Below are 12,104 nucleotides of genomic sequence, written 5' to 3' on the forward strand. Positions count from 1 at the left end.
GGTCCGTCTCAGGCGGGCCCAGGCGAGCTCAGGCAGGCTCAGTAGGTGAGGTGGGCGTAGTCGGACACCGGTTCATAGCCGATCGCCTGGTAGATGGCGTTGCTGGTGGGATTGTCCAGGTCGGTGAAGAGCACGACCTCGTCACAGCGCTCGGCCAGACCGGTCTGGCTGGCGTACGCGGTGACGGCGGCGCCGTAGCCGCGCCTGCGGCACGAGGGCGGCGTGTAGACGGGTCCGATGCGGCAGACCCCGCCCGCCGCCGGGGAGAGCGCGGCCAGCGAGACCGGCGCCCCGTCAGCCTCCCACACGAACAACTCCCGGGCCGACAGCCGCCGCGCGACCCGCTCGGCCACGTCGCCCTCACCCATCGCCACCTCCGCGCCGAACGCGTGATACCAGCTCACCAGCAGCGGGAAGTCGGCGGGTACGGCGAGCCGTCCCCGCCCCGGCGCGGCGGGGACGGCCAGCGTGCCGAGGCGGTAGAGCCGCTCGGGCATCACCCGCCTGGGCGTCCCGAGCAGCCGGGTGACCTCGGACGTCACCTCCAGCGGGCCCACGGCCGCCGTCACGTCGCCGCCGATCGCCTCGATCAGCGGCGCGACGGCCTCGGGGGGAAGGGAGAAGAGCCCGACGGGATGCGGCGGCGTGTGGAAGACCGTGCCGCGAACCTCACCGTCCACCGTCCACCAGCCGAAGAGGGGATCCTTCACGGGCAGGCCGGCCCGCAGGTTGGCCAGCACGGTGAGCGGGACGGTGTTGCGCACCGGGTCGCCGAGCAGGACCGGCTCGGCGACCGCGGCGTATTCCTCGACATCCGCGGTGAAGGTCCACACACCTGGCATGGTGCCAGGTGTGCGGACCCCGCATCAAAGCGGTTTCAGGCCGCCGCCTCGAGGTAGGGCGCCCACAGCGGGTCGCCGACGAGCGAGGCGCCGATGAGCCTCCAGTGCGCGCCCCGGGGCACCGCGGGGCTGACGCGCAGCGTCCACCCCAGCTCCTCCAGGTACTTGTCGGCCTTCCTGTGGTTGCACGTGGTGCAGGAGGCGACGCAGTTTTCCCAGGTGTGCGTGCCACCCCTCGACCGGGGGATGACGTGGTCGATGGTCTCGGCCCGCTGGCCGCAGTAGGCGCAGCGGTAGTCGTCGCGCCGCATGAGAGCGGCCCTGGTCAGGGGGATGCGCGACCGGTAGGGGATGCGGACATATCTGCGGAGCCTGATCACCGAGGGAACGTCGAGCGTACGGCTCGCGGAGCGCAGCACCGCGCCCCTGCCGTCCCGGTGGACGACGTCGGCCTTCTCCCGCAGCACGAGCACGATGGCCCGGTGCAGCGAGAGCGTGGTCAGCGGCTCGTATGTGGCATTGAGCAGCAGGACTTGGCGCATCATCGGGCCTCTCCCTGCTGCGCGCGTATCAAAGGGGACATGCCGCAGCATGTCCCGCCTGTCGGCCCCTCCTGGGGCATTTGTGCTTCCGTCACGTGGACCTCCGCCGGACGGCCCAGCGGATGTCACCACGGCACCGTCCTGTCACCAAGTCTGGCGTTTACACCGTGGTCCCCGCCACCCCAAAACCGGCAGGCGGAATGACTAGAGGGACACACGATACGTTTTATGCCCACTTCACCAGCGCTTTACGCGTGCGCGTTGGCAGTAGGGTTCGAGCATGACGCGAGAGCCGTACCCGTCAGCACGACGCGAAGAAATCATCGAAATCCTGCACGAAACACCGGTTCCCGACCCCTATCGGTGGCTCGAGGATCCCGACAGCCCGGAGACGAAGGGGTGGCTGCTCGCGCAGGCCGAACTCTATGGCCGGGAGCGGGGGCCGCAGCGCTTCAAGAGACGGATCGAAGAGCTGCTCAGGTCCGGCTCCGTGGGCACGCCGGCGTGGCGCGGCGAGCGGCGCTTCTTCTCCCGCCGCACGCCCGACCAGGAGCACGCCGTCTTCTACGTCGCCGAGGCCGACGGCACCGAGCGGGCGCTGATCGATCCGATGGAGATCGACCCGTCGGGGCTGACCACGCTCGACGCGGTCCAGCCCGACAAGGAGGGCCGGCTGCTGGCGTACCAGATCTCGGTGGGCGGTAACGAGGAGTCGATCCTCTACGTCATGGACGTCGCGACCGGGCAGCGGGTCGAGGGGCCGATCGACCGGTTCCGCTACTCCCCCATCGCCTGGCTGCCCGGCGGCGAGGCCTTCTACTACGTACGCAGGCTGCCCAGCACCGAGGTGCCGGAGAACGAGACGCAGTTCCACCGCCGCATCTACCTGCACCGCGTCGGCACCTCGGCAGAGGACGACGTGATGATCTTCGGCGACGGCCTGAAGATGACCAACTACTACGGCGTCTCCGTCTCGCGGGACGGCCGCTGGCTGCAGGTGTCCGCGCACGAGGGCACCGCGCCGCGCAACGACCTCTGGGTGGCCGACCTCACCGCGTCGCCCATGGACCGGCCGGAGCTGCGGGTCGTGCAGGAGGGCGTGGACGCGCAGACCGGGCTGGTCTTCGGCCGCGACGGCAGGCTCTACGTGCACACCGACCGCGACGCGCCGCGGGCCAGGGTGTGCGTCACCGACCCCGCCACTCCCGGGTTCGAGACGTGGCGCGACCTGGTCCCCGAGGACCCCGAGGCGGTGCTGAGCGACTTCGCCATCCTCGACGATCTGGAGCGCCCGGTGCTGCTGGTGGGCTGGACCCGCCACGCGCTCAGCGAGATCACCGTCCACGATCTGGAGACCGGCGAGCGCGTCGGCGAGGTGCCCACGCCTGGCCTCGGCACGATCGGCGGCATCTCGGAGCGTCCCGAGGGCGGCTACGAGGCGTGGTTCGGCTACACCGACAACACCACCCCGCCCACCATCCAGCGCTACGACGCGAGGACCGGCGAGACCACGCTCTGGGCGGCCTCCCCCGGCGCGGTCGAGGTGCCCGCGGTGCGCACCTCGCAGGTCGTCTACCGGTCGAAGGACGGCACCGACGTCCGGATGCTGGTCATCTCTCCCGCCGACGACACCCCGGGCCCACGCCCCACTGTCCTGTACGGCTACGGCGGCTTCGGCCTGTCGATGACCCCCGGCTACTCCGCCACGACCCTGGCCTGGGTGGAGGCGGGCGGCGTCTGGGCCATCGCCAACCTGCGCGGCGGCGGCGAGGAGGGCGAGGACTGGCATCGCGCCGGCATGCTCGCGCACAAGCAGAACGTGTTCGACGACTTCCACGCCGCCGCCGAGCACCTCATCGCCACCGGGGTGACCACGCCCGCCCAGCTCGGCATCTCCGGCGGCTCCAACGGCGGCCTGCTCGTGGGCGCCGCGCTGACGCAGCGCCCCGACCTGTACGCGGCCGTCGTCTGCTCCGCGCCGCTGCTCGACATGATCAGATACGAGAAGTTCGGCCTCGGCGCCACCTGGAACGTCGAGTACGGCTCGGCAGACGACCCCGAGCAGTTCGGCTGGCTGTGGGGCTACTCGCCCTACCACCACGTCAAGGAGTCGGTGCCCTACCCCGCGACGCTGTTCACCGTCTTCCAGTCCGACACGCGCGTGCACCCGATGCACGCGTGGAAGATGTGCGCGGCGCTGCAACACGCCTCGACGGCCGGCAGTCCCGTGCTGCTGCGCAACGAGGCCGAGGTCGGGCACGGCGCGCGGGCGGTGAGCCGGTCGGCGGACCTGTCGGCCGACTCGCTCACCTTCCTCGCCCGGCACACCGGTCTGTAGTCTCGGGCACATGAGCACGCAGGGGCCGGTCATGCTGGAGGCCGCCCCCAGTGCCGCGCTGCGGCCGTACGTGACGCGGTTGTGCGCGTACCGGGAGCATTACGGCTCGCCGGTGGCGCAGTCGCAGATGGCGATGCCGGGGGCGGTGCTCATCCTCGCCTTCGGCACGCCGATGGAGGTGCGCGGGGAGCCGCTCACGGCGTTCGCGGGCGGGCTCAGCGACCGGTTCACCGCCACCTGCGTGGCGGGGCCGACGGAGGGCGTGGAGGTGTTCCTCACGCCGTTCGGGGCCAGGCGGCTCTACGGCCTGCCGATGCGGCACCTGACGAACCAGGTCGTGCCGGTCGGCGACCTGCTCGGGCCGTGGGCCGACATGGTGGTGGACCGGCTGGCCGGGACACCTTCGTGGCGGCAGCGGCTGGCGCTGGCCGACCGGCTGCTGACCGAGCGCGTCCTCGCCGGGCCCGACCTCGCGCCCGCGGTGCCCTGGGCGTGGGCGCGGCTGCTGGAGTCCGGCGGCAGGCTCGGCGTGCCGTCGCTGGCGGAGTCGCTCGGCTGGAGCCACCGGCACCTCGTGGCGCGCTTCCAGGACCAGGTCGGGCTCTCGCCGAAGACGGCCGCTCGGGTGATCAGGTTCGGGCGGGCGACCCGGCTGCTGCGGTCAGGCACGGCCATCGCGGAGGTCGCCACCGAGTGCGGCTTCTACGACCAGGCCCACATGAACCGCGAGTTCCGGGTGCTCGGCGACACGACGCCAGGTCAGATTCGTCCAAGACCCGAAGTGCTCCGCCGGGCATCCTGAGGCCATGAGAACCGTTTACGCACAGGCCCGCTACCAGGACTGCGCGGCCGCCATCGACTTCCTGACCAGCGCGTTCGGGTTCCGGGCGCACGAGGTGTCCAAGAACGACGAGGGCGTGATCCACCACGCCGAACTGCTCGCAGGGGACGACCTGATCATGATCGGCCCGGGGCGGCCGGGCGGGCCGGGGATCTACGTCGCGGTCGAGGACGTCGACGCCCATCACGATCACGCGAAGGCGGCGGGGGCGTCGATCACCATGGCACTGGTCGACCAGCCCTACGGGTCGCGCGAGTACGCCTGCGAGGACCCCGAGGGCAACCCCTGGTACTTCGGGACCTACCGGCCCTGAGCGGGCGTCGCAGCACTCATATGCCCATTGACCGGCCCTGAGCGGGCGGGCTAGCGCGGGAAGACGACGGTCTTGTGGCCGTCCAGCAGCACGCGCTGCTCGGCGTGCCACTTGACCGCCCTGGCCAGCACCAGGCTCTCCACGTCGCGCCCGATCGCCGCGAGGTCCTCGGGCGAGTGGCTGTGGTTGACCCTGGCCACCTCCTGCTCGATGATCGGGCCCTCGTCCAGGTCGCTGGTCACGTAGTGGGCCGTGGCGCCGATGAGCTTGACGCCGCGGTTGTGCGCCTGGTGGTAGGGCTTGGCGCCCTTGAACGACGGCAGGAACGAGTGGTGGATGTTGATCGCCCGTCCGGACAGCTTCTCGCACAGGCCCTCCGAGAGCACCTGCATGTAGCGGGCCAGCACCACCAGGTCCACCTGATAGTGCTCGACCAGGGCCAGCACCTCGGCCTCCTGCCTGGGCCTGGTCTCGGGGGTGACCGGCAGGTGGTGGTAGTCGATGCCGTACGACTGCGTGAGCGGGCGCAGGTCGGGGTGGTTGGAGACGACCGCGGCGATCTCGATGCCCAGGGCCTTGGACCTGACGCGGTAGAGCAGGTCGTTGAGGCAGTGGTCGAACTTGCTGACCATGATCAGCACCCGTGGCCTCCTGGCCACGTCGCGCAGCCTGAACTCCATGGTCAGGTCGGGCGCGAGCGCGGCGAAGGCGGCGTTGAGTGCGTCTTCCCCCAGCGGGCCCGCGAACTGCACGCGCATGAAGAAACGCTGCGCCACCCGGTCGCCGAACTGCTGGCTCTCGATGATGTTGCAGCCGTGCCCCGCGAGCAGGCCGGAGACGGCGGCCACCACACCGGGCCGGTCGGAGCAGGACAGGGTCAGGATGTATTCGGCGGGGCTCGTCATGCCTTCACTCTCGCGGGCCGTGGGATGCGTCGGGCTGACTCAGGCAGGTTACCGCCGGGCCCCCCTGCACCTTCGCGGTGACGGCCCGTATCCCCGAGAATACCGGCCGTCGCGCTGCGCTACGCGCCCCGGCCATGGGTAGTAATCCGGCGTTACGAGCGTTTTCCATGCGTCGGATTTGTCCTCCCTTATCCGGGCGGGCGGATGGAGTGCGGGCCTTTGGAGACTGTCGTACTGATCGCGGTCGCCTGCGTTTTCGCGGTCGTGTCCGGGATCAACGACGGAGGCGCGCTCCTCGCGACCGGGCTCAAACTGCCGACCGTGCGCCCGGCGACCGGCCTCCTCTCGCTGGTAGTGCTGGTCGCGGTGATGCCGCTGGTCACGCACCAGGTGGCGCTGACGTTCGTGGACCGGCTGGCGACCTTCCATGAGCCGGGCGGCAAGATCGCGATGACGATCGCGGTGATATCGGCGCTGACCGTGGTGACGGTGCTCAGCGCCAAGGGCCGCCCGACCAGTCTCACCCTGGCCATCGTGGGCGCCCTCACCGGGGCCGGGCTCGGCTGGGGGCTGCCGGTGTCGCTCACGTCGGTGGCGCTGGTGCTGGCGTTCGGCGTGGCGGCGCCCATCGCCGGCGGACTGCTGGCCTGGCTGCTGATCCAGGCGCTGGTGGCGGTGGCCACGGCGAGACGGCTGCCCCAGTTGCACCGGGTGGGGTTCCTGCTCCAGACCGTCGCGTACGCGGCCAACGACGGGCAGAAGATGCTGGCCGTGTTCATGGTCGCGTTCGGCTTCTCGGGGGCGCCGCCGGCGTACACGACCCTGGCGGCCGTCCTGTTCGGCCTCGGCACCATGTACGGGCTGCCGAAGGCGGGCCGTGCGCTCGGCCGCGAGATCATCGTCTCCAGGCCCGCGCACGGGGTCGCGGCCGAACTGGCCGCGGGAGCGGCGGTGCTCGGCAGCGCGGCCGTGGGTATGCCTGTGAGCATGACCCAGTCCATCGCCGGAGGGCTCATCGGCGCCCGCGTGTCGCAGGGCAGCGCCGGCGTCCGCTGGTACGCCGCCGCCAAGATCGTCACCGCCTGGCTGCTGACCCTGCCCGCCGGTGTCCTGCTGGCCTGCGGCCTCGCCGCCCTCGTGAAGGGGATTGCGAGCGTGAACCTCGGGTGAAGCGGCTACGGCGGATCAAAGACCTCATGACCGGGCGCATGGACAGCGCGCTCACGGGGGCCCTGCTCGGGCAGCTCGAAGCCACCAAGGAAGGCGCCTGGCTGGCGATGGCCATGATCGGCGGCGAGGTGGGCAGGACGGGGGCCCACGAGCAGATGCGCTCGATCGAGCACCTCGGCGACGAGGAGCGGGCCCGCCTCGTCGACGAGCTCACGGACGCACTCGTCACGCCCATCGACCGGGAGGACCTGTTCAGGCTGTCGCGCTCGATCGACGACGTGCTCGACTCCCTGCGGGACTTCGTCCGCGAGTCCCACCTCTACAGGGTGCCTGACCAGATCCGCTTCACTCCCCTGCTCGACCAGGTCATCGTCGGCATCGACGCGCTCGAGAACGCCGTCCGCGACCTCGCCTCCCGCCCGTCCGTCGTGGCGCGCGACGCGCTGGAGGCGAAGAAGGCCGGCGGGGCGATCCGCCGGATGTACCAGTACGAGATCTCGCGCATCTTCTCGGGCGAGATCACGCCGGAGGCGATGAAGGAGCGGGAGCTCGTACGCCGGCTGGAGATCGTCGGGGTGGCCATCGGCGAGGCGGCGGACGCCATCGCCGACGGCGCGATGAAACGGTGAGCCCCGTCAGAAGGCGTTGACGCCGGTGAGCTCGGCGGACAGCGTCCACAGGCGGGCGGCCTGCCCGGGATCGATGGCGTACGCCTTGACACCCACCAGGGCCTGGGGGCCCTCAGGGACGACCTCGGCGATGTCGCAGTCCTCGCAGTAGACCCCGCCCATGCCCGCCAGCTGCGGTGAGGTGGCCGCCCACACCTGGGTGGCGGCACCCTGCGCCGGGGTCTTGAGCCCCGGTTCGAGGGCGTTGCCCTCCTCGTCGATCCAGCCCAGGGCGACCAGCTCCTCCTTGGCCAGGTAGCGCTGGAGCGGCGTGATGATGCCGCCGGGATGCAGCGCGAACGCGCGCACCCCCGCGTCCTTCGCGAGCGCGTCGAGGTGCACGGCGAACAGGACGTTCGCGGTCTTGGCCTGCCCGTAGGCCTGCCACTTGTCGTAGCCCCGCTCGAACCCCAGGTCGTCCCACCGGATGTCCGAGTAGTGGTGGGCGGCGGACGAGACGGCCACGACCCGGCCCCGGCCGCGTGCGATGGCCGGCCAGAGGCGGTTGACGAGCGCGAAGTGGCCCAGGTGGTTGGTCGCGAACTGCGCCTCCCACCCGGGGCCGATCCTCGTCTCCGGAGTGGCCATGATCGCGGCGTTGTCGATGAGGATCTCCACGCTGCGGCCGGTGTCGAGGAACCGCTCGGCGAACCGGCGTACGCTGTCGAGGTCGCCGAGGTCCAGCTCGTCCACCTCGACCCCCGCGATGCCCTCGACGGCCTGCCGCGCCGTGTCCGGGCGGCGCGCGGGCACGACGACCTGGGCGCCGGCGCGGGTGAGCGCCCGCGTGGTCTCCAGCCCCAGTCCCGAGTAGCCGCCAGTGACGATCGCCAGCTTCCCCGACAGATCGATCCCACGAAGCACGTCGTCGGCGGTGCTCGCGGCACCGAAGCCCGACCCTATCTTGTGTTGCGGCGTTGTCATGCGCCCAAGCTAGGAAGTGGAGTGCACTCCAGGTCAAATGGTGAGTAACGTCGTGTCGTGAACCCCGTGGAGCAAGCCCCCGATGACCGGCCCGCCGCGAGGGTCATCTGCCTGGACCGCGACGGCCGGGTCCTGCTGATGCACTGGTACGACCACGTCAGCCACGCCGACCTCTGGGAGCCGCCCGGTGGCGGGCTGGATCCCGGAGAGACGGCGCTGGAGGCCGCCAGGCGGGAGCTGACCGAGGAGACGGGGCTGCCCGGCTCGGCCGTCCTCGACGGGTTCGTCGAGGTGACGCGGGACTTCTCGTGGCTCGGAGTGCGCTATGTGAAGACCGAGCCGTTCTATCTGGCCCGGTTCGACGGGGTACGCCCGGATGTCGATCCCGGCGAGCTGACCGAGGAGGAACGCGCGGCGTATCTCGGCTACGCGTGGGCCGAAGAGCTGCCCGAGCGGGTCGAGCCGCCGAACCTGGCGGAGGTCGTCGCCCGCCTCACCGCAGCCCCACGGTGAGCGCGCCGCACAGGCCCCACGGTGAGCCGCTTCGCAGCAGCTCCACGAGCGCGCCTCACGGCAGCTCCGCAGTGAGCCGCTTCGCAGCAGCTCCACGAGCGCGCCTCATGGCAGCTCGACGGTGAGCCCGCCCACCGCGACGGCCAGGTCGCCGTCGTAGGACTCGGCCGCCGCCGCGAGCGCCGGCTCGGCCGGGGTGTCCGGCCACAGGTGGGTGAGCAACAGCCGCGCCGCTCCGCCCGCCGCCGCCGTACGGCCCGCGTCCAGCGCGCTGGACAGATATGGCGCGTCCTCCTCCGGCACGTGCACCGGGTAGGTCGCCTCCGCCACCAGCAGGTCCGCCGAGCGGGCGAGCTCGGCCAGCTCGGCGGCCGGCCCGGTGTCCCCGGTGCAGGCGATCACCCGGCCGCCACCGGTCAGCCGCAGCCCCGCGTTCGGCACGTGGTGCGGAAGGTCGAAGACGTCCAGGCGGAACGGCCCGAGCTCCTGCGGCACGCCGGGCGCCAGGTCGTGGAGCGCGAAGCTGCCGGCCAGCATCCGGGGCTTGTCGAGGGCGAGCACGGCGTCGAGGGCACCCGGCGGCGCGTACACCGGCAACGCGGGCACGCGATCGGATGAGGTTCCGGATGAGGGTCGCAGAGCGCGGGCACGCAGGAGCGGGTTGAGGTCGGCGCAGTGGTCGGGATGGCCGTGGGTGACCAGCACCGCGTCCACGTCCGCGGCCCCCATCCGCTCCAGCAGCCGCGGCAGCGTGGCGTAGCCGGGGTCGACGAGGACGCTGAAGCCCTCGTGCTCGACCACGTAGCCGCTACACGCCTGCCCGGCCGCCGGCCAGGCCCCGCATCCGCCCAGGACGGTGAATCTCATGGTCGTCGATGATGCCCCAGGTCGGCGAGGGCCGTCGCCATCAGCCCGCGCAGCGTCGTCCCCGACACCCGGTCGTGCTCGTCCTCCACCGGCAACCCCTTCATCACCCTGTCCTGGTAGACCCGGCGCTCGCCGGCGTCCGTATAGGGCAGCGCGGTCATGCCCACGACCACGGTGGTCCGGGTGCCGCCACGGGGCAGGACGGCCACGGCATGCGTACGCAGGCAGGTCTCGTCGGGGGCGCCGTACCAGCCGCCCTTGATCCCGGCCTCCGGCGACCGGAGCGCATCGCGTACGCCGAACGTCTGCGCCCCGCTGACCTCCCGCATCCACTCCAGTACGGTCGCCGCCACCGGATCCCCGGCGGCGCCGGCCTGGGCGAGCTCCGCGTACGCGATCGCGACCTCGCAGGCGGCGACCTCGACCGAGCCGAACCGCGACGGGTCGCCGTTGGGCAGGCCCCAGTCGACTCCTGTGCGCCGGCGGAGGTCGTCGAGGATGACACGTGGCCCGATGCCGAGCCAGAGGTTGAGGGTGTCGGCGTTGGAGGAGATGACCACGGCGGGCTCGGCGTGCCTGCGCCACCGCTCGGTGTCGGTGATTCGGGCCGCGCTCACCCATGCGTACAGGGGCTTGAGCAGTGACGCGCAGCGCAGGCGGGTCGGGCCGCACCCGACGTTCAGCGTGCGGAGCGGCGGTCCGCCGTAGCCGCGTCTGATGCCCGCCACCTGGGCGCCGGCACTGGGATGGAGGTCGGAAAGCAGCTCGTTGAAGCCCACGCACCCCACCGTAGACCCTACGGGGAGCTGCCCCAGCGGCCTTAGTACCACTCCAGGTTCGGCGGTTCGCCTGGCAGCTCGCTCGTCCCCGGTGCGCGCAGGCCGTCGAGCGCGATGACGAGCAGGCGCTGCGTGACGTGCTGGTCCTCCGGGCCGGGCGTACCTGGGGCGGGCCTGCTGAACTGCTCCATGAGCAGCGAGACGTCGAGCGTGGTGGCGTCGCTCCTGAGCACGCCCGCCTCACGCGCCCTGGAGATCAGCCGGTCGGCCAGTTCTGTTGCCCTCCTGGCGGTGCGCCACATCTCGTCGGTGACCTCGATGGTGCCCGCGACGGGCGCCAGCGCGCCCGACCTGAACCCCACACAGGTGCGTATGTACAGCTCCAGGCCGGCCCAGGGATCGGCTTCCGCGAGCCCGGCCTCGGCCGCCTCGACGCCGCGTTCCATGGCGATCAGGCACAGGCGCTGGTCATGCGTGCGGTGGTCCTGCGGCGGTACGGCGGGCCCGAGGAGCTGGTCGTCGAGGAGACGCCGGATCCGGTGCCCGGTCCCGGTCAGGTGCTCGTGGCGGTGGCGGTGGCGGGCATCACGTTCGTGGAGACGCAGATCAGGGCGGATCGCGGGCCTCGGCGAGCCGAGCTGCCCGCGATCCTGGGCAACGGCGTGGCGGGCACCGTGGCGGCCGTGGGCGACGGCGTGGACCCGGCACTGGTGGGCACCCGGGTGGTGAGCACGCTGGACGGGTACGGCGGCTACGCGGAACTGGCGGTGGCGAGCGCCGCCGACCTGCTGCTGGTGCCCGCCGGCCTGTCGCAGCAGAGCGCGGTGGCGTTGCTGGCCGACGGGCGTACCGCCGTGGGGCTGGCGCGGGCCGCCGCCCCGAGGCCCGGTGAGTGGGTACTGGTGGAGGCGGCAGGCGGTGGCGTGGGAAGCCTGCTCGTGCAGCTCGCCCACGCGGCCGGGGCCCGGGTGATCGGCGCGGCGGGCAGCCCGGCCAAGCGCGAACTGGCCGCGGGCCTGGGCGCCGAGCTGACGGCCGACTACACCGCCCCTGGCTGGACCGATCTGGTACGCGCCGCGACGGGCGGCCTCGACGTGGTCTTCGACGGTGTGGGCGGCGAACTCGGCGCCTCCGCCCAGAGCCTGCTGAAGGACGGAGGCAGACTGAGCGTGTACGGCATGGCGGGCGGCCCCATGACCACCCCCGATCCCCGCGTGACGGCGATCCCCTGGCCCCCGGTCCCGCTTCGCGAGCTGTCCGCCGAGGCACTGTCCCGCGGCGCCGCCGGCGAGCTACACCCGGTCATCGGCGCCACGTACCCGCTGGAGTCCGCCGCCGAAGCGCACGCCGCCATAGAGGCGCGCACGATCCCCGGCAAGGCCCTCCTCCTGCCCACCACCCC

14 protein-coding genes are annotated in these 12,104 nt (G+C 71.9%); 7 read left to right on the forward strand and 7 right to left on the reverse strand.

From position 1 onward, the window contains the following. Nucleotides 1–38: 38 nt before the first annotated feature. The gene (locus ITP53_RS60355; RefSeq protein WP_207756194.1) at nt 39–833 is read right to left on the reverse strand and encodes a GNAT family N-acetyltransferase; all 795 of its coding nucleotides are present in this window, start codon (nt 831–833) and stop codon (nt 39–41) included. Nucleotides 834–877: 44 nt separating this feature from the next. Further along, nucleotides 878–1,384 carry an HNH endonuclease gene (locus ITP53_RS20675; RefSeq protein WP_195897074.1) on the reverse strand — a complete coding sequence of 169 codons (507 nt, stop codon included), beginning with the start codon at nt 1,382–1,384 and terminating at the stop codon, nt 878–880. Nucleotides 1,385–1,664: 280 nt separating this feature from the next. Here ITP53_RS20675 and ITP53_RS20680 point away from each other — a divergent pair, with 280 nt between their 5' ends. The 3 genes from ITP53_RS20680 to ITP53_RS20690 are packed head-to-tail and all read left to right on the forward strand — an operon-like array spanning nt 1,665 to nt 4,876. After that, nucleotides 1,665–3,722: a prolyl oligopeptidase family serine peptidase gene (locus ITP53_RS20680; protein WP_195897060.1), complete on the forward strand. Its 2,058-nt coding sequence runs from the start codon at nt 1,665–1,667 to the stop codon at nt 3,720–3,722. Between the two features lie 10 nt (nt 3,723–3,732). Then, nucleotides 3,733–4,524 carry a helix-turn-helix domain-containing protein gene (locus ITP53_RS20685; protein ID WP_195897061.1) on the forward strand — a complete coding sequence of 264 codons (792 nt, stop codon included), beginning with the start codon at nt 3,733–3,735 and terminating at the stop codon, nt 4,522–4,524. A 4-nt stretch (nt 4,525–4,528) separates the two neighbouring features. Further along, nucleotides 4,529–4,876 carry a VOC family protein gene (locus tag ITP53_RS20690; RefSeq protein WP_195897062.1) on the forward strand — a complete coding sequence of 116 codons (348 nt, stop codon included), beginning with the start codon at nt 4,529–4,531 and terminating at the stop codon, nt 4,874–4,876. Nucleotides 4,877–4,926: 50 nt separating this feature from the next. Here the strand turns inward: ITP53_RS20690 and purU are convergent, their stop codons facing one another. Next, a complete protein-coding gene (gene purU, locus ITP53_RS20695; protein WP_195897063.1) occupies nt 4,927–5,781 on the reverse strand; it encodes a formyltetrahydrofolate deformylase in 855 nt (284 codons plus the stop codon). Nucleotides 5,782–6,000: 219 nt separating this feature from the next. Between purU and ITP53_RS20700 the strand changes: the two genes are divergently transcribed. Both ITP53_RS20700 and ITP53_RS20705 read left to right on the forward strand, forming a co-directional pair. Continuing rightward, complete coding sequence (locus tag ITP53_RS20700; RefSeq protein WP_195897064.1) at nt 6,001–6,951, forward strand: inorganic phosphate transporter; 951 nt, start codon at nt 6,001–6,003, stop codon at nt 6,949–6,951. Between the two features lie 26 nt (nt 6,952–6,977). Then, nucleotides 6,978–7,580, forward strand: coding sequence for a DUF47 domain-containing protein (locus ITP53_RS20705; RefSeq protein ID WP_207756195.1), 603 nt, complete (start codon nt 6,978–6,980; stop codon nt 7,578–7,580). A gap of 6 nt (nt 7,581–7,586) precedes the next feature. On the opposite strand, the gene ITP53_RS20710 is transcribed toward ITP53_RS20705, so the two are convergent. Next, the gene (locus ITP53_RS20710; protein ID WP_195897066.1) at nt 7,587–8,543 is read right to left on the reverse strand and encodes an SDR family NAD(P)-dependent oxidoreductase; all 957 of its coding nucleotides are present in this window, start codon (nt 8,541–8,543) and stop codon (nt 7,587–7,589) included. A 57-nt stretch (nt 8,544–8,600) separates the two neighbouring features. Between ITP53_RS20710 and ITP53_RS20715 the strand changes: the two genes are divergently transcribed. Beyond that, the gene (locus tag ITP53_RS20715; protein ID WP_328815207.1) at nt 8,601–9,056 is read left to right on the forward strand and encodes an NUDIX hydrolase; all 456 of its coding nucleotides are present in this window, start codon (nt 8,601–8,603) and stop codon (nt 9,054–9,056) included. 105 nt (nt 9,057–9,161) lie between these two features. Here ITP53_RS20715 and ITP53_RS20720 read toward each other — a convergent pair whose 3' ends face one another. The 3 genes from ITP53_RS20720 to ITP53_RS20730 are packed head-to-tail and all read right to left on the reverse strand — an operon-like array spanning nt 9,162 to nt 11,148. Beyond that, nucleotides 9,162–9,923 carry an MBL fold metallo-hydrolase gene (locus ITP53_RS20720; protein ID WP_195897067.1) on the reverse strand — a complete coding sequence of 254 codons (762 nt, stop codon included), beginning with the start codon at nt 9,921–9,923 and terminating at the stop codon, nt 9,162–9,164. Further along, nucleotides 9,920–10,702, reverse strand: a complete 783-nt coding sequence (locus ITP53_RS20725) for a hypothetical protein (RefSeq protein WP_195897068.1) — start codon at nt 10,700–10,702, stop codon at nt 9,920–9,922. The genes ITP53_RS20720 and ITP53_RS20725 overlap by 4 nt, the downstream gene beginning before the upstream one ends. A 41-nt stretch (nt 10,703–10,743) precedes the next feature. Continuing rightward, nucleotides 10,744–11,148, reverse strand: coding sequence for an SbtR family transcriptional regulator (locus ITP53_RS20730; RefSeq protein WP_195897069.1), 405 nt, complete (start codon nt 11,146–11,148; stop codon nt 10,744–10,746). A gap of 24 nt (nt 11,149–11,172) precedes the next feature. On the opposite strand from ITP53_RS20730, the gene ITP53_RS20735 reads away from it, so the two are divergent. Further along, nucleotides 11,173–12,104, forward strand: a 932-nt coding sequence (locus tag ITP53_RS20735; protein WP_195897070.1) for a zinc-binding dehydrogenase, incomplete at its 3' end; no start/stop codon positions are given.

Origin of the sequence: Nonomuraea cypriaca, from assembly GCF_015645445.1 — a bacterium.
In the GTDB taxonomy this organism is placed as follows: domain Bacteria; phylum Actinomycetota; class Actinomycetes; order Streptosporangiales; family Streptosporangiaceae; genus Nonomuraea; species Nonomuraea cypriaca.

Excerpts from the sequence above, each read along its gene's own strand:
- ITP53_RS20680 (WP_195897060.1), top strand. The coding sequence starts at position 1,665 with ATGACGCGAGAGCCGTACCCGTCAGCACGACGCGAAGAAATCATCGAA.
- ITP53_RS20675 (WP_195897074.1), bottom strand. The coding sequence starts at position 1,384 with ATGCGCCAAGTCCTGCTGCTCAATGCCACATACGAGCCGCTGACCACG.
- ITP53_RS20720 (WP_195897067.1), bottom strand. The coding sequence starts at position 9,923 with ATGAGATTCACCGTCCTGGGCGGATGCGGGGCCTGGCCGGCGGCCGGG.
- ITP53_RS20690 (WP_195897062.1), top strand. The coding sequence starts at position 4,529 with ATGAGAACCGTTTACGCACAGGCCCGCTACCAGGACTGCGCGGCCGCC.
- ITP53_RS20705 (WP_207756195.1), top strand. The coding sequence starts at position 6,978 with ATGACCGGGCGCATGGACAGCGCGCTCACGGGGGCCCTGCTCGGGCAG.
- ITP53_RS20730 (WP_195897069.1), bottom strand. The coding sequence starts at position 11,148 with ATGGAACGCGGCGTCGAGGCGGCCGAGGCCGGGCTCGCGGAAGCCGAT.
- ITP53_RS20685 (WP_195897061.1), top strand. The coding sequence starts at position 3,733 with ATGAGCACGCAGGGGCCGGTCATGCTGGAGGCCGCCCCCAGTGCCGCG.
- ITP53_RS20710 (WP_195897066.1), bottom strand. The coding sequence starts at position 8,543 with ATGACAACGCCGCAACACAAGATAGGGTCGGGCTTCGGTGCCGCGAGC.
- purU (WP_195897063.1), bottom strand. The coding sequence starts at position 5,781 with ATGACGAGCCCCGCCGAATACATCCTGACCCTGTCCTGCTCCGACCGG.